The organism is uncultured Methanobrevibacter sp., from assembly GCF_905235195.1.
GTDB lineage: Archaea > Methanobacteriota > Methanobacteria > Methanobacteriales > Methanobacteriaceae > Methanarmilla.
The window spans coordinates 1-24,229 of the sequence record NZ_CAJOKH010000018.1 but is presented as its reverse complement, the minus strand read 5'-3'; the positions used below and the strand labels follow the sequence as shown (position 1 = coordinate 24,229).

Genomic DNA, 24,229 nt, shown 5'->3' with positions numbered 1-24,229 from the left:
TTAAAAATTTTTATTATAAATCATTTATAATAAGTATAATAAAAGTTCAGTAATTTACTATATATTTTCAATTTTTCTTTATATGTGATAATATGACCTTAGAAGATGAATTTGTTGATGAATTGGATTTAGAATATCCTGAAATAGAAATTGAAACAGATGATTTGAAATTAATTATAACATTAAAAAAGGATTATTCTAAAGAAGAAAATATAAAACTTAGAAAAAAAGAATTTTTCAATGATTTGGAAAGTTTCATTGAAGAGTTTAGAGAAACACCGGAGTCTAATGATTTAATGTTGTATTATGATTTGGAGAATTTTGAAAAATCATTAAAGGAGAATAATAGTAAGGATAATAATATGAATTTATAGTATATTTTTATTTATATCTTATTTTACTTATTTTTTAATTTTTAAAATTTTATCTTTAAATTTACCAATAAATTTATTTGCACAATATATAATTATTATTACTAATTAAATTTTAGAGTTGATAATATGAAAATTCATGGGATAGTTGTGCTACTTACCCCCCCTCTAAACTACTTTTTTAGATCTAATAATAATTAAATATTTTCTATTTTACAAATTCCATTAATTATTTTATATAAACAAAATTAAAATGGTCTAATCATGAACGAAAGTTAGATTTAAACAATATGTGTTATATATCTTCATTTAGTGATTCAACTGAAACACAGTTAAATTTAGTTTACCTAATACATTTAATTTTTGATTTATATATTTATACTCTAACTATTGAATTGAAGATTAAAATAAAAGTCCCCGACAAAGAGGTTGGGGCATTCTTACACTATTGCCCCTTAAAAATAATAAAAATACGTGAATTCAAAGATAAATTTGATTTTTCAAAAGATGACATGTATGTCTTGATAAAAAAAATCCTTGATTGATAATTAATCAATTAAAAATAGTTATTTATATATAACCTAAAAATTAAATTATTAATTAATTAAAATTATTTTTGGAGGATGTTATATGAAAACAGTAGCTATAGTGGGAAGTCCAAGAAAAGAGGGTAATTGTGATTTGCTTGTAAAAGCATTATGTGAAAAAATTGATGGTGATGTTGAATCATTCTTTTTAAATGATTTAGATCTTCAATTCTGTGATGCATGTCTTTCATGTCAGGAAGGAGACTGTATTAAGGCAGATGATATAAGAAAGATTATAGATAAAATCCTAGAAGCTGATTTATTAATCTTATCTTCTCCTATTTATTATGGTCACATAACAGCACAGTTAAAAACTTTAATTGATAGGTTTTATCAGGTTACAAGAAATCCAAATAAAAGCTTTGAAGGAGTAAAAGTTATTGAAATTGTAACTCAATCTAATCCTTCCGATATTTATGATTATTATATTGAATATCTAAATAAGACTGCTATAGAATTTGTGGGTATGGAGGTTATTGAAACCATATTTGCAAGAAATGCATCTGATAAAGGTCAAGGAATAGAAACAGCTTTAGAAGAAATTGAAAATTTAGAAATTAATATCTAATCTTTTATATTTTTTCGTTTTATATATTTTTCAATATTCTATTTATTTAATATTTATTCTTAAAAAATTAAGGTGAATTTAATGGCTGAAAAAAATATGTGGATTGCAATGATAATATCATTTATATTTGCTGGTTTAGGTATTGCATATGCAGATAATCTAAATAAAGGATTTGGGTTGTTTATATCGGCATTGATTTGTGGCATCTTAGGTGTAACTGTTAATATTGTATTTATAGGTGTTGCAATCATTATTTGGATTTATAGTTTATATGCTACATACAAAGAAGTTGAATATGCAAACGGAGAATTATAATAATTTTTTAATTTTTTCTTAATTACAATCCATTTAACTTTTACTTTATTTTTAAACTAAAAATTTTTTCAAAAAACTCTTATTTTTTAATAATCATATATTTCTAAAACTATTTTTATAAATAAAATAATTTTGTAAAGAAGTATAAATAAGTAAAAAACATAATCTTATTTTAATTTATATAATCAAAAAGTAGACTATATATTATTACTCAATATGATTATTCCTCGATTATATATATCAATAATTAAATTTTTAATATTAAGCTAAAGTTTAGGTAGAATTATGAAGTGGAATATAGGAAATGTCCAAATCAACAACCAAGTAGTCTTAGCTCCTATGGCAGGGATATGTGATTTTACATTTAGATCAATAATAAAATCTATGGGATGTGGACTAATTAGTGGTGAAATGGTTTCAAGCAATGCAATTGCACATAAAGATAAAAATTCCCTAAAACTCTTAAAAATTGATGATAATCAAAGGCCAATATCACAACAGATATTTGGCTCTGAGATTAAATATTTTAAAACTGCTGCTAAATATGTTTATGAAAATATGAACCCAGATATTATTGATATTAATATGGGTTGTCCAGTTCCAAAAGTAGCATTAAAATCAAATGCAGGTTGTGCCCTATTAAAAAATCCTCAAAAGGCATATGAAGTTACAAAAGCATTAGTTGATTTTTTGCCCATACCAGTCACTGTTAAAATTAGAAGTGGATGGGATAAAGATCATATTAATCCAATTGAAATTTCTACAATGGTTGAAAAAGCTGGTGCATCAGCAATAACTATTCATCCAAGAGATCGTACTCAAGCATATTCTGGTGTTGCAGATTGGGATATTATTAAGGATGTGAAAGATTCTATTGATATTCCAGTTATTGGAAATGGGGATATAAGATCATGTTATGCTGCTAAAGCTATGATAGATTATACTGGCTGTGATGCTATAATGATTGGACGAGGAGTACTTGGAAATCCATGGCTTATAAAAGAATGTATAGCATATTTGGATGAGGGTATAAAAGCTCAAAAGCCTAATATGGATGATAGGATTAATATGATTAAAAAGCATAGTGAACTATTAATCGAAGATATGGGAGAAGAAATAGCAATTAAAAGATTAAGGTCTCATGTTGCATATTATCTTAAAGGATTACCAAGAACTGTATACTTTAAACCACAAATATTTAAAACTCATACCAAAGAAGAATTATTTGATTTGCTAGATGAGTATAGACTTTTTGCAGAAAATTTATAAAATTTATTATTATATTTTTTTTTAAATATTATTTTAAATAATATGAAATTAAAAAATCATTTTTCAATCTTTCTCTGTATAAGAAATTTATATGATTGATATATGTTTACATTAATAATACAATAAATACTATACACGTATCTTTTTTTTAATAAAGAAAATTTTATATACTTTATTGACTAATTTATTTATGGTAAAAATTGAATTTTAAACAGTGAGGATATTATGAGAAAATCTATAATTGCTTTAATTTTAGTAATACTGATGATTGCAGTAATAGTACCTACAATTACATCAGCAGATTCTAAAGGACTTGTTGTATGTTATGGTGAGACTACCTATGGTAATCAAGAATATAAAAATATGGTTGATAATTTCTTTAATTCTAATTCCCATGTAAATTTAAAGGATGCTGATGTTCAGATTGTTTATGCTGATGATGTAAATGCAATTTCATCTGGAATTTCACAAGAAACATATGGGTCTGATGAGGTTTTATCATCTGCTTTAATTGATTTAAACAATAATCAAAACATGGAAATAACTGTTGATACTTCAAAAATTACACTTGTAACTTCTGATATGTATGCATCTGCTCTTAAATCTGTAGGTATTACAAAAGGATATGTTTATGTTACAAGTCCAGTTGAAGCTACTGGGGAATCTGCTCTTGCTGGAATTTTAAAATCATATGAAGAAGCTACTAATGTTCAAATTCCTGATGATGTAAAACAAGCAGCTAATCAGGAAATTGAAGTAGAAAGTCAAATAGTAAAAGATTCAAATGTATCTGGTGATGATGTAGCTAAAGTAGTAAATGATGTTAAAGAAGAAGTTAAAAAAGATAATATTACTGATAAAGATAATATTGTAACTATAATTAATAATGTTGCAGTAAATAATAATATTGAGATTTCAGAATCAGATGTTAATAAACTTGCAGATACAATATCACAATCACACTGTTCAAGGTCAAGTAGACGATTATAAAAGTCAATTAGATGATGCTATTGGAAGTAATGAAACTCAATCAATCTTTGATCAGATTTTAGGTATTTTTAAATCAAATTAAATCAAAATCTTATCTTTTTAATTTTTTTATATTATTTAAATTTTAATCTCTTTTTTTAAGATAATTCTCTTTTTTTCAATTTCAATTACTTTTTTTAATTATTTAAGTATAATATTCTTCAATTTCAATTACTTTTTTTAAGTATTTAAGTATAATATTCTTCAATTTCTATTACTTTTTTTAATTATTTAAGTATAATATTCTTTTTTTCAATTTCAATTACTTTTTTTAATTATTTAAGTATAATATTCTTTTTATCAATGCAATATACTTTTTTTTAAACTTTAAGATTAGTTAAATTAAATTAAGTTTGTTTTATATTTTAAATCGGTGATTTTTCCAATATATTCAAAGTCATCTTTATTGTTTAGATATTTTACTCCTATAAAGTTCCCATTTTTTAGTTGACTTACTATGCTCATACTTTCATCAGGATCTATAATAATATATTTGGTGTTATTATTATCTTTAGCTTTTATTTTAATAATACTATCATTTTTAACTATTTCTCCCTTTTCAAAGATATTGTCTACTTCAGTTGAATACCAGTGTTGTGGCATATCTACATTTATATTTAAATTATCTAAAACATCTTTTACATGCATATAATACCTCCAAAATACAATTGAATTGTTTTTATTAATAATTATCTCTAATTTACATATATTTAAATATATTGTAACTTAACTAGGGTTAAATATATTAAAGATTTATTTGATTAAAACCATTGACTAAAAAATTAAATATTAAAATTGATTGAATTATATAAAAAATTTAATATCATTTAATTTAAAAACTGTATTTTAGTATTATCAAGTTCATTAAGACTATGAGAATCAGGTATTGTTTTTGCGACTCCTAATGCCATAATTCCTACAACTCTATATTTATTATTTATTTCTAGAGCTTTACAAACTAATTTTTCAGAGTCACTACCATTTTTATCTCTTAAATGCATTTGAACCCAACAGCTTCCAAGACCCAGGTTAGTTGCCATTAAATGCATATATGTTAATGCTATAGATGAATCTTCTATCCAAGTATCTGCAATATTTTCATCTGATATAACAACAACTGCTTTATTACATCCCTCAAGAAATTGAGCACCTGTATTTTTACATTGTGATAATTTTTTTAGTGTTTTCTTATTTGATACAACTAAAAACTTACAGGGTTTTCTGTTTCTACTTGTTGGAGCTAAAAGTGCTGCTTGTAATATTTTATTTAATTGCTCTTTTGTAATTTCTTTCTCTTCATATTCACGTACACTTCGTCTTTTTAACATAACATCCATTAAATCCATATAATCACTATTATTAATATGTTAAATTTTATTAAAAAATTTTTTTATTGAAAATTATTTATAAAATAATTTAGACAAATATTTTAACTTATTTGCATATAATTATAATTTGTTTTAAATTTAATTAATTTTTAAATAGGTTAAATTAATAACATAATTAAAATTGTAGATTAGATTTTATTTATTATGGTGATATAATGGAAGATAGATTTGAAAAAGGTATGTCAATTTTAAAAATTACTAATCCAGATAATATAGAAAGTATTTTTACAGAATTTGAAGATATTGCACCTGATTTAGCAAGATTTGTTGTAGAGTTTCCATACTCTGAAATTTATACAAGAGATACAGTAGATTTAAAAACACGTGAATTATGTACTGTTGCTTCATTAACTACTCTTGGAGCTATTCCAGAACTTAAAAGTCATATAGAAGGTGCATTAAATGTGGGATGTAGACCTACAGAAATTGTTGAGATTATTATGCAGATGTCTGCATATATAGGTTTCCCAAGAACTATTGAAGCTATGTCTGCTGCTAAAGAGGTATTTAAACAGAAGGATTTACTTCCTGTAAATGATTAAAATTTAATATATATTTAATAATTATTATATTTTATAATTTTAGTCCAATAGTATGGGATTTTAATACTTAATTTAATTAATTATAAAAATTAATATTAAAATATTTATTAAAATATTAAATATATAATAAAGTTAAATTTAATATTTTTATTTAATTTTATTTGCTAAGATTTATTTAATAATATTAGCTTATGAACATATTTTAAGGAGATATTATGATATATTCTACTGAAATAGATAATATGTGTTGTGTGGCAAAAGGAGCTAATCATGGTTCTGCTCCAATACCAGAAGAAGGTAAATGGGTTAAATCTAAAGAGATAAAAGATATTTCTGGATTAACACATGGAATTGGATGGTGTGCTCCTCAACAAGGTTGTTGTAAATTAACATTAAATGTTAAAGAAGGTATAATTGAAGAAGCATTAGTTGAAACATTAGGATGCTCTGGAATGACACACTCTGCAGCAATGGCTGGTGAAATTCTTGTTGGAAAAACAATTTTAGAAGCACTTAATACAGATCTTGTATGTGATGCAATTAATACTGCTATGAGAGAGCTATTCTTACAGATTGTTTATGGAAGAACCCAGTCAGCATTCTCAGAAGGAGGTCTTCCAATTGGTGCAGGCCTTGAAGATTTAGGTAAAGGCCATAGAAGTCAAGTTGGAACAATATATTCAACTAATAAAAAAGGTCCAAGATATTTGGAATTAACTGAAGGTTATATTACCGAAATAGGTTTAGATGAAGATAATGAGATTATTGGATATAAATATCTAAATTTAGGTCAATTAATTGACTTTATAAAAGAAGGTATGGATGGATCAGAAGCTCTTAAAAAAGCTAGTGGTCAGTATGGAAGATTTGATGATGCAGTTAAAAAAATTGATCCAAGGAGGGACTAGGTATGGTTTCATTTGAAGGTTATGAGAGGCGTATAAATCAAATTACTCCTGTTTTAAATCATTATGGCATTAATGATTTAGATGAAGCTAAATCAATATGTCTTAATAAAGGAATCAATCCTTATGATATTGTACGTGAAGTACAGCCAATATGTTTTGAAAATGCATGTTGGGCATATACACTTGGGGCTGCAATAGCAATTAAAAAAGAATGTACTAAGGCAAGTGATGCTGCAAAAGCTATTGGTGAAGGACTACAAGCATTTTGTATTCCAGGTAGTGTTGCTGATGATAGAAAAGTAGGTCTTGGTCATGGAAACTTAGCTTCAATGCTTTTAAGTGATGAAAGTTCATGCTTTGCATTTCTTGCAGGTCATGAAAGTTTTGCTGCTGCAGAAGGTGCAATTGGAATAGCTAATTCTGCAAATAAAGTAAGAGATGAACCTTTAAGAGTAATATTAAATGGTCTTGGAAAAGATGCAGCATTAATAATATCTAGAATTAATGGTTTTACCTATGTCAAAACTCAGTTTGATTATTATACTGGTGAAATAAAAGTTATAAGTGAAAAAGCATATTCTAAAGGTGAAAGATCTAAGGTTAGATGCTACGGCGCAGATGATGTAAGAGAAGGTGTAGCTATTATGCACCTTGAAGAGGTAGATGTATCTATTACAGGTAACTCTACTAACCCTACAAGATTCCAACATCCTGTTGCTGCAACATATAAAAAGGAATGTGTCCATAAAGGTAAAAACTACTTCTCTGTTGCATCAGGTGGTGGAACTGGTAGAACATTACATCCAGATAATATGGCTGCAGGTCCTGCATCATATGGTATGACTGATACAATGGGTAGAATGCATTCAGATGCACAATTTGCAGGTTCATCATCAGTACCTGCACATGTAGAGATGATGGGATTAATAGGTATGGGTAATAATCCTATGGTCGGTGCTAGTGTAGCTGTATCTGTAGCTGTAGAAGAAGTAATGAAAAAATAAATTTTTTTTTAAGATTATTTATCTTAAATATTTAAACTTTTTTTTTTTAAAAAATAAGATATGTGATAATTAGATAAATATCTAATTAATCACTCTTTTAATAAACTATTCTTTTTTTTAAATATGTTTAAGGATTACAGACTTTACATGGTGTGTAACCTTCATCTATTGCAGATTGTCTTGATGAAAATGATACCTTACTATTTTCAGACATTTTATTTACCATAGGACATGTTGATAAATGAAACTTCATTGTGTTTGCATTTCCAATATATTCTCCATTAGTATTAGAATCTGCATTAGAATCTGTATTTGAATAATTAGTATTAGAACTAGTATGAGCACTTGCTGATGTTGAAGATGAAGTTGGAGTATTTCCATTTGTCCAGTCATATGGGTAGAATTCGCTTGGAGGCATATACATTACTTCTGCAAGGCCTTCTTTTAAAAGCATTTCATTTAAATTTTTACCGTCAACGATTACAACAGCTAATGTTCTACCATATCTGTCAGTATGCTTAGAATCATCTACATCTAAACTAACTTCTCTGTTTAAACATAATTTTTCAACAAAATATTTAGATGTATCTGCACCTTGCACTCCTTTTTCAGGTGTATTTACTCCAACAAGACGTACTTTCTCTCCAGTATCTAGATATATCGTATCTCCATCTACTACCTTTGTACATATTCCGGATTTCTCAGCTACACAATCTGTATCATTATATTTGTTTAAAATATCAGATATTGATAAATCTGTATATTTATCACTTGTTATATTGTGTGAAAAACCAGTACCAGTATATGCACTTGCAATTGTAAGTGTTTCTATAGCAATAATTAAGAATATTAAAAATAATAATATTTTTTTCCAATTTCCTTTCATATTTTTCCCCTTATTTTAATTTTAAAGCTTGTAAAAATATAGTGACTATTGTGATTTAACTTTTATAATGATAAATTAATAATTTATAAGTTAATAATATGAATTTTAACTAATACTTTTAATATATTATTTAGCTCTTTGTTCATTTTCCTTTACACATAGTTGTGAAGTATTTTCATTATATTTTTTAGATTTAGGATAAATATCAAAGTAACCTATTCTTTCAAGTACATTATCAACATTTACTTCTGTTTCAAAACAACCTGATTTTGAAAGTAAAACGCCCTGTGGTGTAAATTTGTTAAGTTTCATCATTGTAAAGTTTAAATCTTCATAACATGCAACTCCTACGATAGATTCAAATTCACAGTTTTTCATTATTTTTTTAACAAAACTACTTCCAGGTACAATAAATACTTTATATCCAATAGATTCTGCTTTTTCTTTTATCTCACCTACACAACATTTACCACATTTATAACATACTAGGCCAGTTTCATCAAGTCTTGCTTTACATGTACCTGCACGAAGACAATGTGGAAGAAAAAGTATTTTTTTATTATTATCGATTTTTTTAAATTTATTTTTATTTACCTGATTTCTAACGTCTATTCCAATTTGATCTATCATATTCTCATCAAATCCAAGTTTTATAGATAACCATTTTAGGGGTGTGTATAAAATATCTGATACAAATATTAATAATTTTGGAAAAATAAGTTTATCTTTCTGTAAAAGTATTTGTCCTAAAATAATAGCTACTAATAGTAGAATAATAATTAATACTATTATAAAGACTATACTTTGCCCTATGATCTCAAATATGGAAGTAAAAAACATTTTATTACCTTAAATTTAATTTATTCATATAAATTTTTAATTCTTATAATTTTATCATTAATCAGATATAATCCATAATTTACACATAATTTATTATGAATTTTAAGCTTTTTTAAATAATAATTTTTATAAGTATATGTAATTATTTTTATATATTATATATTTATTATATATTTAATAATATTTAAATTACTATAAAAAATACAATTCATTAAATATTATAAAAATATTATAAATTTTTCATATTAATAATTCTTTAATATTGTTTTGAAAATTCAACTGATAAGCCCATTCAATAAAAATATTTACAATTATATTGAAAAAATAATTTAAATACAATTAGAGAAAAAATAAAGATTTTTTCAAATTACACAAAATAGAACTTAACTTAAAAGATAATACAAAAATAATCCAAATCTTGTAAAAAATAGTATTTTATTTGTATTTTAAGCTTATCATAACAAAGATTAACTCAAAAACACAAGAAAACAATTATTTAAAAGCGAAATAAATTATACCATTAAAAAATCTTATAATAGTTTTTATTATTACATATATAGAAAAAAATATATACTCTAAATTATAATTTATATATAATGTGGGGAAGTTAAATGTCTAATGAAGATTTAAAATCACAAGAGATTAGAAGATTAACCACTCCTTTAACTATAAGAAATAATAAAGTTTATGATGATAAGGGAAAACTTCTTAAGTGTGTTGAAACAGTTTCTGATGTGAGGTTTATAATAGAACCTGATAATAGTTTATTAACTGATAATGAAATTTTACAATATGCACCAGAATCTAAATCTGCTGCAAAAATCAGATTAAAAAGGGGTAAAGGTGATTATGCTGATGTATTATTAATTTATGAATCTGTTCCTTGGGCAGTTACTTTTTATTATGTAGTGATCTTATCATTATCTGTTTTAGTTGGTTTTTATGGTGATTTATTTATAAAAGTCATATTATTAATTTTATTTATATTTCCATTATTGATTCTTTACCACATATTTAATTTAAATAGATATATTGGTAAATCTGGCTCAACTCAAAATAAATCAAGTGGAAACACTAGTTCTAAAACTTCTAATATCAATGAAGATCCTGATTTAGGAAATATTAATATGGGAAAATCTGATGTTGAAGATGGACCTCTAAATTCCCTTCAATCTTTTAGAAAAGAAGCTTATAATTTAAAGGTCTTATTTGATGTTAAAGAAAATTCTGTAAAGGATTTAATTGAAAAGAAATTTGACCCCCCTCAAATTACATATGATAAATTTATAACTCTTGTTGATAATTCTCATTTTGTTTTCTATAAGCAGTATGATGCTATAATTGATATAACACAATTTGCAAGTGAAGATAATGAGGATGTACGTAAAGAACTTAATTTAAAATTACAAAATATGAAAGACATTATTAATTATATTGAAGAGTTAACCAATGAATTAGTATTAAATATTAATGATGATAATTCTAATGAAGAAGTTAAAGAATTATTGGAGGAAATGGAAAACTTAGTTGATTCAGTTAAAGAGTATGAATAATTTTATATTATAATTTATAATAGTATAAATAATAAAATAATTATAAGGGGGTAATTAAATAAGTAAATATTGTCCAAATTGTGGAAATGTATTGCCTGATAATGCTAAATTTTGTCTAAATTGCGGATACAAATTAGACTCACAAAACAATTCGTTTACTAATAAGGAAGAGGAATCTTTAAATAACCAAAATATATTTAAAAATGGTCAAATATTTTTAATATTGATTTTTTTAGTTATTATTATTGGAGGAGGCATTATTTTAACATCTACAGGTGATTCATCTGAGAAAAAAGTAGAAAATGTAACATTATCTATAACAAACGTAGGTGGTTCAGGATCAGAATCTTTCTCACTATATACTGAAGCTTTATTTGAACATGTCCCTTCAAATTTAGAAGGATATAATATTAAAACAAGTTATTATGATGATAATAATAAATTAATAGGTAGTGAAAATGAAAAGTTAAAATCTGTGTACTACGATACAGATTATAGTATAAGTTTTGGTTTTTATAATACTTATAAAAAACCTAATCCTAAATATGTAACAGTAGAAATTATTAAAGATGGTTCAACTGTTAATGAATACAAATATGATATAGATAAAACTAAAATAGATTTTTTAAATTAAGGTGATAATATGGCAGAATTCTCCTTGGATGTAGATAAAATAAAAAATGATGTTGAAGATAGTTTAAAACAAGAAGAGGAAAAATTAGAAAATTCTCATCTTAAAGATCAAGCTGATGAAAATGCAGTTGCTATTTTTGATGCTGATTTAAATAACCCTCAAGAAAGGGAAAATATTTTAAAACCTTTAGATAATTTTGGATTAGGAGAAATGTCCAAATCAGCTTCTCACAATGAAATGTTATCTACTCGATTTGTAGATTTATCAAAAGGTGGAAAAGAAGCTGAAAATATAGGGGATAAATTACTTGAATTAAATAAACAAATGAAGGATTTAGATCCTAGTCGCGTAGATTTTACTAAAAAAGGGATTTTTGGAAGTTTTATGAACCCTATTAGGAAATATTTTGCAAAATATGAAAAAGCAGAAGGAGCTATATCAGATATAGTAGATTCCCTTGATAAAAGTAGTCAAATACTTCAAAATGATAATGTAACTCTTTTAAATGAGGAAGATAATTTGAGAGAAGTTACAAAGAAACTTCTTGCAGATATTGAACTCGGTAAAAAAATGGATGAATCTATAGAAGTACAAATTAAAAGAGCAGAACTTGAAGGAGTTGATCCAGATAAAATAGCTTTTGTACGAGAAGAGGTTCTTTTCCCACTTAGACAAAGAATTATGGATATGCAACAAATGATAGTTGTAAACCAACAGGGTATTGTTTCTTTAAATGTTATAAGACGTAATAATAAAGAATTAATACGTGGTGTTAGACGTGCTCAAAATGTAACTGTATCTGCATTAAGAACTGGTGTAATGGTTGCAAGTGCTTTATATGATCAAAAAATTGTAATGGATAAAATAAATGTTTTAAACAATACTACAGAAGATATTATTCAAACTACATCCCATATGCTTAAAGAACAAGGTGCAGAAATTCAAAAAAATAGTACAGAGACTATGATTTCTCCTGAAGTTTTAAAAGAATCATTTGCTGAAGCACTTCAAGCAATTGAAGATTTAAGTGCATATAAAACTCAAGCACTTCCAAAAATGAAAGAAAACATTTTATTATTCTCTCAAATGGCAGATGATGGTCAAAAAGTTGTTGATAAAATTGAAACAAGTAATAGTAATAAATTGATTGAATAAAATGAATATTATAGAAAAAATTATTAAATCGTGGTGGGTTATCCTTTCAATTATTCCATTTATTAATGGTTTTGGAATCTTACATCTTGGTTTCAAACATAACAATATTAATTGGATTCTTGAAGGAATTACTTATGAAATACCTTGGATGGTGTATTTATTATACTTTGGAATGTTTGGTGGTCTGTACGGTCCAGCAACATTAATGGTAGCTTTTGCTTTCGTTTTAATGTTGGTAAGCATAATACGTTCCATATGGATTGCTGTAAAGCTTGTAGATCTATATGATAACACTGATAAATATATGTTTAAACAAACAGAGCTAAAAAATTCTAGCGGTATAAATAATAATACTTCTTCAAATAAATATACTAATAATAAAACCAATTCTAATAAAAATGCTGCTACAGGATGTTGTGTTTGTATATTTGCAATTTTTATAATATTTGCAATTATATCAATTTTCCATTGATTTTACTTTAATTTTACATTATTAGTATTAAATTAGAGTATTAACTCTTTTTTTATTTTTAGATTATTGGATATTATTTATTTAGTTATTTTAATTGAATATATATACTATTTTTTATTATTTTATTTAAGTAGTAGCTATTATTTATTTTTATTAGATTTTATCTCTTATTAATTACAATTAGTGCCTACTTTATTTATTTTAATTAGAGATTTTACTAATATTATTTTATTTTAGAATATTACTTATATTTTTTATTTTATACTTATTTAGAAATTTTAATTTTAAATCATTATAAACAAGTATACTAAAATTTTAGTAATTTACATAATAAGATTAAAGATTATATTAAAATTTTTCAATTTTATACTCTACATTATCTTTTGATAGATTTACACCATTTGGAGTTTTATTAATAACTAATCCACTTAAACTATCACATGAACATAGGATATCTTGCTCTGGATGAGTACCTGGAGTAATACTACAATCAAATCTTACAGTATCTCCAATAGATAATACCATTGTTAATCTTTTAGATGCATTATTTTCTTTTGGAAGAATTAATATTGGAGATTTCATATCTCGTGTAACATATGTAAGTGATCTTATTCCTTTTTCGTATTTTTCACCTTTACCAAATGCAGAAACAGCTATAATATCATCATCTTCTGGATATAATACAATTTCTTCATTTTCTGCAGTTTCTATAAATAGCATATCGCAATTAGCCATTTTACTTACACCGACAATTCCACTATCTCCAATTATAAATAATATTTCATCATCTTTAAGTTTAATTTCCATCTGCACACCTTAAAAATAGTATTTTTTTTGTGAATAATCTTAAAATTCTTTTAAAGTAATTTTTTTATTTAAAAATAGTGATTTTTATAGATATATTAATTATTATTAAAAAAAAGTAAAAAAGGGTTTATAGAATTTTTCTATAAACTTTCTGTATCTTCACTTTTACAGTTAGGACAGATTACTTTTTTACCAAGACCTTTGAATTCATTACCACAGCTTTTACATCTGTATTTTTTTGTTTTCAATTCTTTTAAATTTATATCGCCCATTGGACCGCCAGTTGAACACATATTTTCACCTCATTTTTAATTAATATTAATAAGCTAATTAATATTTTATTTAGAGTATTATTTAATATTTATTAATATTATTTTCTAATTTTAAAACTATCAAGACTTCTAATAAGCTTCTCTGCAGTTTTCATTTTATCTGAATTTGAGTCGGCTTGTGCAGTTTCAAATATTATTGTGTTAAATCCTTCATTAGCTATAGGTATTGTTACCCATTCTGGTGAGGTTCCTTCTGTGAAGGTATATTCTTTTATACCCGTATCATTACTTAATTTATGACCATATTCATTAGCTAAAGATGAATTAGTATTTATAACTTCTATAAATTCAGTAGGATCCCAATATGCTTCCATTTCATGAACATCAACAACTGCTATGGGATTATATTGTATGAGATCTTTTACAATATATTTATTAGCCAATAGTTCTCCCATATGTCTATTGGTTTGATAGTCCTCAGTGTCAATACCAGATGCATTCATATTCACTTTAATGAAATAAACAACATATTTTTTAGTTAAATTATTCTCTTTAGTCAAATTTAATACAGTTTTATTGGTTGCATTATGTATACCACTTTCAAAGCTATGAACACCTAAAATTAAAACTACAGTATCATTAGATGATGTATTACCACATATAGTTTTGTATACAGTACCATTAGTATTATTACCCACAATGGAACTAGTAATTACATTTTGTTGATTTAATGGAATATAATAGGTCACACTTACAATTATTGCATAAATACTTAGTAATATTAATATAACAACTAATATTTGATTTCTTTCTTTCATTATATCAACTTAAAAATAATTAAAAATAAATTTAAATTTTAGATTTTCTGTAATTTAGTCTATTATTATAGTTCATAATTAAATTAATTAAATTAATTAAATTTTTTATAAATATAATAGTTTTTTAAAACAAAATTATATTAATATTATATTATATTTTTAAAAATAATAATTTTATAATATAATTATCTTTAATTAAATTAATTATTTAAATTTAAATATTAAAAATTTTATATTTTTATAGAGTTTTAACTGTAAACTCTAAGTTAAACTATTTTTAAAATATAAAACATGAATTATTTATAATAAAAATTATATATTATATTATTATTAATTTAATTAGCTCTTAAATAAGATTATATTTTTTTAAAAAAAACTTATATTTTATTTTTTTTAGAAAATTATTACAATTTAAGATTAAATAAAACTTTAATGGGGAAATTTAATGGATAGCAAAAAGAAAATTATAATAGTGGCTGTATTTATTATTGCAGTAGTATTTATTGTATCATTTGCATTAGGAGCTTTTTCAACAGGTCCTACTACTAAATTCAATAATGATTTTATGAGCGGTTCAATTGTAGGTAATGCAATTGAACAACCACAAACAAATAATTCTAATTATTCCAAATGGGCTCAAAGTTATAAAGATAAAACTAATGGAATAGAATATAATATGTCTACCTGTGATAATGCAAGTTTTTTATTGGACGTTATGCAGATTCAAGGAGGACTTCCAGATCCTGAAATTAGAAAAATTAATGGATTAAACTGGACCATTTACTATTCCCAAGCTGTACCTACAACAGAAGTCAATTCAAATAATCCAGTTAATAATACTGATCCAACTTTAGATGTATATATTTTATCTACTACTTATAATAATCAAAGTTATCTTGTATATGTAGTTTCAAATAGAACAGTTGAATGTGATGGAACAACTTATTGTAAATTATATAAAGAACATATTGTCCCATATTTAGAATCTGTTCACTTAAAACACTCATCAAATGTACCTCATATCTATGATTTATTAGGTATTAGTTCAAGTGATTATAAACAATTAGTTGATTATGTTGCTCAGTATAAAGCAGGTAATTTAACAGAAGAATCTGCAGCTGAGGCTAGTGGATAATTTTTTTTTTAGTAAAAAATTATTTTCTATAAATTTTATAACATAATGTCTGATAATTTATTTTTTAATAAATTATCAATTAAAAGGTTTTAATATGGATGTAGTAATTTTCCATGCAGATGAATGTGATAAACGTAAATGTACTGCTATTAAACTTGAAAAAGAAAAGAAAGCTAAAATTGTATATAAGCTACGACAAATTCCAAGAGGTGCAATTGTTCTTAATCCTTTTTCATCTAAAGCAGTTTCACGTGAAGATAGAAAGTATATTGAAAAAAGAGGTGTTGTAGGGCTAGATTGTTCTTGGAATAAAGTCAACAAGTCTGCTACTTTTTTTTCGCTTTCTAAATATCACAGATCATTACCATTTTTAATTGCTACAAACCCAGTTAATTATGGTAAAGCCTGTACTTTATCTACAGTTGAAGCTATAGCTGCAACATTTTATATTGCAGGATTTAAAGAAAAAGCTAATGATTTAATGGACGGATTCAAGTGGGGTCATACTTTCATTGAATTAAACTATGAACTTCTAGAAGCTTATAGTGAAGTAGCAACTAGTAGTGAAGTGGTAGAAATACAAAATGATTTTCTTGAAAGTCATAATCAAAATGAATAATTTAATTTTTTATTAAAACTTTTTATATTGTATAATTATTAAAAATTAATCTTAATATTATTATTTTTTATAAATATCATTTAATATTTAATTTTTTAGATAAATTAATCTGTAAATGATTATCTTTGTGTAAAAATCATTTAATATTCATTTAGTTAAATTCATCATTAAATATTTATTAAAAAATATATTTTTTTAAAATAAGTATTATAAATTTTAATTATTTTAATTTTTCACAAATATACTAATTTATAGATTAGAAAACTTAATATTTAAATACTATTACATTAATATAATTTATTAATAGTAATGAATAACTATTTTCATTATAATATTCTAATTAATTTCATAAATCTAAATTGGTATATTATTTTATTTAATTTTATTTTATAAAGGAGGATTAATTATGGCAAAATTCCCAGAAGCTGAAGAAAGAATTTTCAATGTAAAAATTTGCTTAAAATGTGGTGCTCGTAATCCTGCTGCTGCTACTAACTGTAGAAAATGTGGTTATAAAGGATTAAGATTTAAAGCTAAAGAACTTAGAGGATAGATTTAATCCTCTATCAAATTTAATTATTTATTTATATAATAAATAATACTTATTTTTAATACTTTTTATAAATTTTAAAATCTTTTAAGGATTTTATATATTATTTTAACTATTTTTTAAATATTAATAATTTCTATTTTTTTAATTAAAACTTAACTTCTTAAATAATTTTAATTAGTAAAATTATTTTAAAATTTATTTAAATTTTTTATTTTAAATAATAAACTAAATAATATTTGAAATACAATTTTAAAATGCAAAGTAAAATTTTACTTAATTAGCAGAAATTGAGTTTGACTTATCCTTATATGTTTAAGTACAAACTCAATATTATATTCATAATTATCTAAAATTTTTTATAATAATAACCATATAATATTATTAGTTAAAAAATTCATATTTAATTTTATTTTAATTTTTTAATCATTTTTATATAAGGGATAATTTATGAATATAGTTGAAGAACAATTTAAAGAAATTAGAAAAGATCATGTTTTACATTTAACATTAATTGATCCAGATGAACAAAGTCCAGATGAAGCTGTAAAAGTTGCTAAAGCTGCAAGTGAAGCGGGAAGTGATGGAATATTAATAGGAGGTTCTACAGTTGACCAATATGATGTAGATTCTACATGTAAAGCATTATCTGAAAATATTGACATACCAATTATTATTTTTCCAGGAAATTCTTCAAATGTAAGCAGATATGCAGATGCTATTTTATTTATGAGTTTCCTTAATTCAAGCAATCCCTATTATATTATTGGAGCTCAAAGTTTAGCTGCATATAATGTTAAAAAATCAGGTATTGATATTATTCCTATGGGTTATCTTGTAGTAGAACCTGGTGGAACTGTTGGTTGGGTTGGAGAAGCTAAACTTCTTCCACGTGACAAACCAAAAATTGCAGCTTCATATGCTATGGCAGCTGAATGTTTTGGTATGAGATATGTTTATCTTGAAGCTGGTTCTGGTGCCGATAAACAGATACCTCCTGAAATGATTGCTTATACTAAAGCTGCTACTGATGTTATGTTAATTGTTGGTGGTGGTATAAGAGAGGGTGAGGGTGCATATATTGCAGCTAAAGCAGGTGCTGATATAATTGTAACTGGTACTGTTGTAGAACAAACAGATAATATTCAAGAAAAAATATCTGAAATCATTGCAGGTATTAGAAAAGCCTCATCTGAATAAATTAAATATAATTATACTATTTACTTAAATAATTATAGTTGATTAATTGTGTTAATTATTCTCATTTATTAATTGTGAGAAAAAACACCCATATACTATTTTTAATTATTATTTTAATTATTATTTTCTGTTTTAATATGATTTTGAGGGGGATAAAATGTTAAATTCATTATATGAAGAGGCTGTTAAAAAAAGAGGAGAAATTATTGAAGAAATTGAAAAATTTGATTCCTTAGATATTGATATTGCTGATTACTGGAACTTTGTATATATTGAACCATCAACTGGAAATTATAAAATTGCGGCAGGTGATGGAAGTTATTCACATAGAAAATTTTTAGCATTTAATTTATATGCTGTTGCTGCTTATGCTATTATATATGATGGAGATAAACTGAAGGAAATTGAAAATGTTGAACTCGACACAGCAGAACATCATAAATTCTTTACAGATAAATTAAGAGCTAAAATGAGTATTTTTGAAATTGAAAATGCAGTTAATGCTTTAAATGCATATGATGCAGATTACTTTTTAATTGATGGGTCTTTATTCGGTGATTTAATTAGGCCCATACCTAAAGATAAGGATTTACATAATTTGGCTCTAGAAAATTTGGAAAATATTTTTGAATTTTTAAAACATAAGGAAAATATTATTGCAATATCTAAAACATCAACTTCTAATGATGTATTTCACAGTAATTATCCAGATATGTCAATTTTTGAAAGATTAAACAAAACAGAAGGTTATTCTAATCCAATTTATAAAAATCTCAGTAGTGAGATGAAGTTTGAATTTCCAATACATAATGATTTTTTTAGGTTATTTGAATTTACCATATTTTATCTTCGCCTAGATGATTATAAAAATGTTTTAAAAGTAGAACTTCCATATAGGGCAGATAAGAAAAAGATTGAAGAAATTATTTCTATTATTAAAAGGGATTCAATAGAAGGTTATCCTTATTTACTTAAAAAAGCACATAATGGTGTTGTTATTAAAAATAAAAATATTGAAGAACTTGCAACTATTATTGGCATATATGAAAAATCAGGCAGGGAAATGTTAAAATAATTCAAATTTTTATTAATATTAAATTGAAAAATTAAATAATATTTTGTATGAGTATTATAATCAAAAAAATTAAAAAAATTATAGAAAATTAAGTTAATTTAATTAAAAATATCTATAATATAATTAAAAGTTTTATTAAAATTTATATTAAAACATGTCTTAAATTAAAAATTATACTTTATGGTGAAAATATGGAAAAAATTATTGGTCTTAGTGTAGGTGAATCATCACTAACAGAGTTAAGTTTCATATCTAAAGGTATGCCAAAGATGGGTGAATATGTAACGATGGAATATAATAATCAAACAATACTCGGTATGATAGAATCACTTGTACGTGGAAGTGTTTCATTAAATGGGGATATATATGACCCTGATACAATATCTCGTATAAGAAGTATTGAAGGGGATGATTATTATATTAAAGGAAATGTTAAAATACTTGGCGATGTTGATAATTTAAAAATACCACGTACTCCAGCACCTCCTGCAACTGAAATAAAACTTGCTAGTCCTGAGATTTTAAACAAAGTCTTTAAAAATAAAGATGGTTTAAAATTAGGTAGTTTAATATCAAATGAAAATGTTGCAGTAAAATTGGATATTAATAAAATGGTATCTCGTCATCTTGCAATACTTGCTATGACTGGAGCAGGAAAATCAAATACAGTAAGTGTGTTAATAGATGGACTTCTTGAGAGAAATGGTTGTCCTTTTATATTTGATATGCATTCTGAATATGTAAATGCAGAATTTCCAAGCGGTAAAGTAAACATTATCAAACCAGTTATAAATCCATTACATATGGATTTTCCAGAGCTTAAATCATTAGCTAATATTAAATCTAATTCATATATTCAGGAAAGATACTTTAGAAAAGCATTCTATCTAAGTCAAAAGGAGATTAGGGGTGGAACATCATCTAGTCAAAATTTTATTCAAATCATTAAAAAATTCCTTAATAATTGGTATGGAGATGGAACAGAAAGTGGTCCCATATATGATAATAATCAAGAAATTATTTTTAATTCCATATCATCTAAGGATAAAAATTCCATAATGGATGTAATAAATAAATTAGATGATTTAGAGCAAAAATACGGTAAACTTTTTAATACTAATATAAACAATATTTTATCTCAAATTAAACTAGCACAGGCAAATGTACTTGATTTAGGGCAAGTCGATGAATTGACTGCTGAAGTATTAGTAGAACATATTCTTAGAATTTCACTTAAAAGCCGTAAAGATTATATTCATGGTAATAAAGATAAACTTTCATTTCCAATATTCTTTGTACTTGAAGAAGCACATATTTTGGCACCTAAAGATCGTGAAACAAAATCTAAATATTGGGTTAGAAGAATTGCTCGTGAAGGTCGTAAATTTGGTTTAGGATTATGTTTAGTTAGTCAATCTCCAAAAACTGTTGACCCGGATGCATTGTCTCAAGCAAATAATATGATTATATTAAGGTTAGTTGAACCTAAAGATCAGCGTCATGTTCAGATGGCTAGTGAATCTTTATCAGATGATTTAGTTAGTCAACTGCCGTCATTAAATATTGGTGAAGCTCTAGTTTTAGGACTTATGGCTAAAGTTCCAACACTTGTTAAAGTAGATGAGTTTAAAGGTAGAAGTGTAGGTGGAGACATCGATATTTTAGCTGCATGGAATAGTGAAGTTAAAAATCATGAAAAAGAGCTTGAAAGACAATTAGAAGAATCTAAATTGATGGATGGTAATTATTAATTAATAATTTTTTAAATTTATTATTTTAAAGTACTATTAGAATTAATAGTTTAATACTTGTTTAATATATAATATAATAAAGGTTATAATATTAATTTTAAGTATTATTATAAATTAGATATAAATTTATAAACAAATGGTCTATTAATTAAATATATAGTTATGGAGAAAAAATTTTGGAAACATTTATATAAAAAACCCAATTTATGACTTAAAATTTTAATGTCCTAGACTATAATATTCCATTTTATATTTTTTTTTTATTATTTTAGGCACTTTCAAAAACTTCAGTGATTTTAATTTTTAAAAAATATTCCAATACAATTTTTTTCTCTATTAATTTTCCGTTATTTTTAATTTAAAAGTAGTAAATTTAATATATAAGGTGAATCTAATATATTAATATGACTAAACTAAATATAATAGTTTCAAATAGTATTATGTCTTAAATATAAAAAAGAGAACATCTAACATAAAAATGATATTTAAGTTTAGTTTTTAGCTAAATACTCATAATAGGAACCACCTTAACTGATAATGATTTTCCTCGAAAACACTTTTAACAACACTATGATGCATTCCAAACGGATCAATAACTGTATTGTAAGAGATTCACCATCAAATACTAATCTATCATACATATGTTGAGGCAGACGACCCAAAAAAAAACACCAACATTGAACTTCCCTTTCAAATTTATACTCACTATCTAATCACTTTTTGGCTACAAAATAGGATTTTAACCAGTTAGGACATTCAATTTCAAATTTATTAAACAACACATTAACGGGTATTAATTTATAATCTTCATTACTATCATTTATACCATACTTCATATTTTCATAAGACTCATCAGGTATCATAATATCATACTTTTATATATAATTTTTTGGTCATGATCAGTACTATCAAGTTAATGTTTTCAAATTTTTAGAATCCTTGACTTTTGCTTGTTTTACACTTTTTATTCCAATTTCTTTTTTTATCTCTTTCTGAGTGCGTTCGTCCAGGTATTTTCGTTGCTACTAATTCCTTGGAACCAATTTCATAATTTCTTTTATAGTTTTTTGTATTTCATCTTGATTGTCCGTTAAAAGTCTTGGCAGTTAATCTTTAATTTCTCCAATAAGTGTATTGATATTAGAATGATATTCGTAGGTGTATTTAGCTGTTACTTTTGGTTTTCGTGTTATTTTTAGTTCCTCATCGTGTTTTATTCCTATTAGCATATTAAATAGGAATATGTGACTGTAGAAGTTATTCAATGAGGGTTCGTCTTCTTTTCACTGAATTTTTCGATGTATAATTTGTTTTTTAATCTGTCGTAATCTGTTTCTATTTTCCATCTTTCTCCATATAATTGCTTTAGTTCTTCTATATTGTTATTCATATCATCTATATCAAAATCAATAGTTGAGAATGTAATGATAGTATTAAAATTTTCAGTTTTATATATTCTTATAATAGAATTATATGGATAAAAATTAATTAAATTATCTATTTTATTTTTAAAAGTAAAAAATGTAGCAAGTGGGCAACAAGTGGGTATAAAATTATCCTATATTTTTCACATTTTTCACATATAAAAAAGACTAAAATTAACTAAAATTGGAGTTTTTGGAGATAAATAAGAAGTGGGTGTGAAACTATCTTACATTTTGACACTTTGACATACTAAAAAGGCCAAAAGTGGGTCTATAGTGGTGAAGAAATATATGTGATATTTGGATTGGAAAATGTCAGTAAAAAGACAGTAAAAAGACAGTAATTTTTAAAAATAGGAAAAGGTCAAAGTTTCCCAAATTGGGAAAGGTTGAATGATGAAACCGTGACAAAGTGTCACAGGTTGAAACTTAATGTTAATCTGGTAAAATGTATTTTAATCTGTTATGTTGCAATAATATCTGGATTAGTACCATTTTATTTAATATATAAATGATAAAAACCATATTTATTTACTATTCAAAAATTATTCTATTATAAATGTGGTGAATGTGAAAAATCACCATTTGTTTATGATGAAAATAAAGGTGAACTTTTTTGCTTATCATGTGGATTAATTATTGCAGAAATTATTCTATATTTAGTATTATAGACTATATAACAGATATTGAAAGAAATAGGAAAAGATTAGATACCAAATTAAATATATTTCCTAAATCTTAATCTTATCTGTTAATAAGTAACTTTTTTTAAATTATATTTTTCACCAAAACCAACAGATAAAATAAATAAAAAAGGGGGGGTATGTTTTTGTTTGTTGTGCTTTTGTGGTGGGTTTATATATTTAATATTACCATAAATGTTAGTCACTAATTTTTTTTTATAAAGGGACACCCTGTTTAGGAATTAAATTTCTAAGAAAAAACAGAAGGTATATGAGGTTGAATTACTAACAGTGGGGCTTTATGATTGTTTATTTTCCTCTTGGGGGGGCTTTTTTATGGGATAATATTTATTAGTTATAACATACCATTATAA

At 24.8% G+C, this 24,229-nt stretch carries 29 protein-coding genes; 20 read left to right on the top strand and 9 right to left on the bottom strand.

Annotation, left to right across the window (positions count from 1 at the left end):
* Positions 1-92: 92 nt before the first annotated feature.
* From QZ146_RS02980 to QZ146_RS02955, 6 genes are all read left to right on the top strand, one after another.
* Complete coding sequence (locus QZ146_RS02980) at positions 93-374, top strand: hypothetical protein (RefSeq protein ID WP_295722163.1); 282 nt, start codon at positions 93-95, stop codon at positions 372-374.
* 287 nt (positions 375-661) lie between these two features.
* A complete protein-coding gene (locus tag QZ146_RS02975; RefSeq protein ID WP_295722162.1) occupies positions 662-916 on the top strand; it encodes a hypothetical protein in 255 nt (84 codons plus the stop codon).
* 85 nt (positions 917-1,001) lie between these two features.
* Positions 1,002-1,526: a flavodoxin family protein gene (locus tag QZ146_RS02970; protein ID WP_295722161.1), complete on the top strand. Its 525-nt coding sequence runs from the start codon at positions 1,002-1,004 to the stop codon at positions 1,524-1,526.
* 81 nt (positions 1,527-1,607) lie between these two features.
* A complete protein-coding gene (locus tag QZ146_RS02965; protein ID WP_295722160.1) occupies positions 1,608-1,841 on the top strand; it encodes a hypothetical protein in 234 nt (77 codons plus the stop codon).
* Between the two features lie 285 nt (positions 1,842-2,126).
* On the top strand, positions 2,127-3,110 hold the full coding sequence (gene dusB, locus QZ146_RS02960) for a tRNA dihydrouridine synthase DusB (protein WP_295722159.1): 984 nt from the start codon (positions 2,127-2,129) through the stop codon (positions 3,108-3,110).
* 225 nt (positions 3,111-3,335) lie between these two features.
* A complete protein-coding gene (locus tag QZ146_RS02955) occupies positions 3,336-4,100 on the top strand; it encodes a DUF1002 domain-containing protein (RefSeq protein WP_295722158.1) in 765 nt (254 codons plus the stop codon).
* 381 nt (positions 4,101-4,481) lie between these two features.
* Here QZ146_RS02955 and QZ146_RS02950 read toward each other — a convergent pair whose 3' ends face one another.
* Positions 4,482-4,787 (bottom strand): hypothetical protein, encoded by a 306-nt coding sequence (locus QZ146_RS02950; RefSeq protein WP_295722157.1) that lies wholly within the window; start codon positions 4,785-4,787, stop codon positions 4,482-4,484.
* Positions 4,788-4,966: 179 nt separating this feature from the next.
* Positions 4,967-5,485 (bottom strand): nitroreductase family protein, encoded by a 519-nt coding sequence (locus QZ146_RS02945; protein ID WP_295722156.1) that lies wholly within the window; start codon positions 5,483-5,485, stop codon positions 4,967-4,969.
* Positions 5,486-5,682: 197 nt separating this feature from the next.
* On the opposite strand from QZ146_RS02945, the gene QZ146_RS02940 reads away from it, so the two are divergent.
* The 3 genes from QZ146_RS02940 (at position 5,683) to QZ146_RS02930 (ending at position 7,981) form a co-directional block, all read left to right on the top strand.
* Entirely contained in the window at positions 5,683-6,069 is a 387-nt protein-coding gene (locus tag QZ146_RS02940) for a carboxymuconolactone decarboxylase family protein (protein ID WP_295722155.1), read from the top strand.
* A 215-nt stretch (positions 6,070-6,284) separates the two neighbouring features.
* On the top strand, positions 6,285-6,977 hold the full coding sequence (locus QZ146_RS02935; RefSeq protein WP_295722154.1) for an iron-sulfur cluster assembly scaffold protein: 693 nt from the start codon (positions 6,285-6,287) through the stop codon (positions 6,975-6,977).
* Positions 6,978-6,979: 2 nt separating this feature from the next.
* Complete coding sequence (locus QZ146_RS02930; RefSeq protein WP_295722153.1) at positions 6,980-7,981, top strand: GGGtGRT protein; 1,002 nt, start codon at positions 6,980-6,982, stop codon at positions 7,979-7,981.
* A 127-nt stretch (positions 7,982-8,108) separates the two neighbouring features.
* Here the strand turns inward: QZ146_RS02930 and QZ146_RS02925 are convergent, their stop codons facing one another.
* Complete coding sequence (locus tag QZ146_RS02925; RefSeq protein ID WP_295722152.1) at positions 8,109-8,867, bottom strand: thermonuclease family protein; 759 nt, start codon at positions 8,865-8,867, stop codon at positions 8,109-8,111.
* A gap of 126 nt (positions 8,868-8,993) precedes the next feature.
* Positions 8,994-9,707 (bottom strand): DUF116 domain-containing protein, encoded by a 714-nt coding sequence (locus QZ146_RS02920; protein WP_295722151.1) that lies wholly within the window; start codon positions 9,705-9,707, stop codon positions 8,994-8,996.
* Between the two features lie 611 nt (positions 9,708-10,318).
* Between QZ146_RS02920 and QZ146_RS02915 the strand changes: the two genes are divergently transcribed.
* From QZ146_RS02915 to QZ146_RS02900, 4 genes are read left to right on the top strand one after another with little or no spacing between them, the layout of a single operon-like run.
* Entirely contained in the window at positions 10,319-11,260 is a 942-nt protein-coding gene (locus tag QZ146_RS02915; RefSeq protein WP_295722150.1) for a hypothetical protein, read from the top strand.
* A gap of 58 nt (positions 11,261-11,318) precedes the next feature.
* A complete protein-coding gene (locus tag QZ146_RS02910; RefSeq protein WP_365316429.1) occupies positions 11,319-11,894 on the top strand; it encodes a zinc ribbon domain-containing protein in 576 nt (191 codons plus the stop codon).
* A 9-nt stretch (positions 11,895-11,903) separates the two neighbouring features.
* The gene (locus QZ146_RS02905; protein WP_295722148.1) at positions 11,904-13,049 is read left to right on the top strand and encodes a toxic anion resistance protein; all 1,146 of its coding nucleotides are present in this window, start codon (positions 11,904-11,906) and stop codon (positions 13,047-13,049) included.
* Position 13,050: 1 nt separating this feature from the next.
* A complete protein-coding gene (locus QZ146_RS02900) occupies positions 13,051-13,521 on the top strand; it encodes a hypothetical protein (RefSeq protein ID WP_295722147.1) in 471 nt (156 codons plus the stop codon).
* A gap of 348 nt (positions 13,522-13,869) precedes the next feature.
* Here QZ146_RS02900 and QZ146_RS02895 read toward each other — a convergent pair whose 3' ends face one another.
* From QZ146_RS02895 to QZ146_RS02885, 3 genes are all read right to left on the bottom strand, one after another.
* Positions 13,870-14,328 carry a hypothetical protein gene (locus QZ146_RS02895; RefSeq protein WP_295722146.1) on the bottom strand — a complete coding sequence of 153 codons (459 nt, stop codon included), beginning with the start codon at positions 14,326-14,328 and terminating at the stop codon, positions 13,870-13,872.
* A 140-nt stretch (positions 14,329-14,468) separates the two neighbouring features.
* A complete protein-coding gene (locus tag QZ146_RS02890) occupies positions 14,469-14,621 on the bottom strand; it encodes a hypothetical protein (RefSeq protein WP_295722145.1) in 153 nt (50 codons plus the stop codon).
* A 77-nt stretch (positions 14,622-14,698) separates the two neighbouring features.
* Positions 14,699-15,418, bottom strand: coding sequence for a hypothetical protein (locus QZ146_RS02885; RefSeq protein ID WP_295722144.1), 720 nt, complete (start codon positions 15,416-15,418; stop codon positions 14,699-14,701).
* Positions 15,419-15,863: 445 nt separating this feature from the next.
* On the opposite strand from QZ146_RS02885, the gene QZ146_RS02880 reads away from it, so the two are divergent.
* The 6 genes from QZ146_RS02880 to QZ146_RS02855 all read left to right on the top strand — a co-directional run bounded on the left by QZ146_RS02880 (position 15,864) and on the right by QZ146_RS02855 (position 21,748).
* The gene (locus QZ146_RS02880) at positions 15,864-16,553 is read left to right on the top strand and encodes a hypothetical protein (RefSeq protein ID WP_295722143.1); all 690 of its coding nucleotides are present in this window, start codon (positions 15,864-15,866) and stop codon (positions 16,551-16,553) included.
* Between the two features lie 94 nt (positions 16,554-16,647).
* The gene (locus QZ146_RS02875) at positions 16,648-17,172 is read left to right on the top strand and encodes a DUF367 family protein (protein ID WP_295722142.1); all 525 of its coding nucleotides are present in this window, start codon (positions 16,648-16,650) and stop codon (positions 17,170-17,172) included.
* A 406-nt stretch (positions 17,173-17,578) separates the two neighbouring features.
* Entirely contained in the window at positions 17,579-17,725 is a 147-nt protein-coding gene (locus QZ146_RS02870) for a 50S ribosomal protein L40e (RefSeq protein ID WP_295722141.1), read from the top strand.
* 447 nt (positions 17,726-18,172) lie between these two features.
* Positions 18,173-18,922, top strand: coding sequence for a geranylgeranylglyceryl/heptaprenylglyceryl phosphate synthase (locus tag QZ146_RS02865; protein WP_295722140.1), 750 nt, complete (start codon positions 18,173-18,175; stop codon positions 18,920-18,922).
* A 157-nt stretch (positions 18,923-19,079) separates the two neighbouring features.
* Complete coding sequence (locus tag QZ146_RS02860; RefSeq protein ID WP_295722139.1) at positions 19,080-19,997, top strand: DNA double-strand break repair nuclease NurA; 918 nt, start codon at positions 19,080-19,082, stop codon at positions 19,995-19,997.
* Between the two features lie 191 nt (positions 19,998-20,188).
* Complete coding sequence (locus QZ146_RS02855) at positions 20,189-21,748, top strand: ATP-binding protein (RefSeq protein WP_295722138.1); 1,560 nt, start codon at positions 20,189-20,191, stop codon at positions 21,746-21,748.
* 713 nt (positions 21,749-22,461) lie between these two features.
* On the opposite strand, the gene QZ146_RS02850 is transcribed toward QZ146_RS02855, so the two are convergent.
* Both QZ146_RS02850 and QZ146_RS02845 read right to left on the bottom strand, forming a co-directional pair.
* Positions 22,462-22,611 (bottom strand): hypothetical protein, encoded by a 150-nt coding sequence (locus QZ146_RS02850; protein ID WP_295722137.1) that lies wholly within the window; start codon positions 22,609-22,611, stop codon positions 22,462-22,464.
* Positions 22,612-22,854: 243 nt separating this feature from the next.
* Complete coding sequence (locus QZ146_RS02845) at positions 22,855-22,977, bottom strand: hypothetical protein (protein WP_295722135.1); 123 nt, start codon at positions 22,975-22,977, stop codon at positions 22,855-22,857.
* A gap of 731 nt (positions 22,978-23,708) precedes the next feature.
* Between QZ146_RS02845 and QZ146_RS08825 the strand changes: the two genes are divergently transcribed.
* Positions 23,709-23,843, top strand: coding sequence for a TFIIB-type zinc ribbon-containing protein (locus QZ146_RS08825; RefSeq protein ID WP_365316426.1), 135 nt, complete (start codon positions 23,709-23,711; stop codon positions 23,841-23,843).
* Positions 23,844-24,229 lie beyond the last annotated feature (386 nt).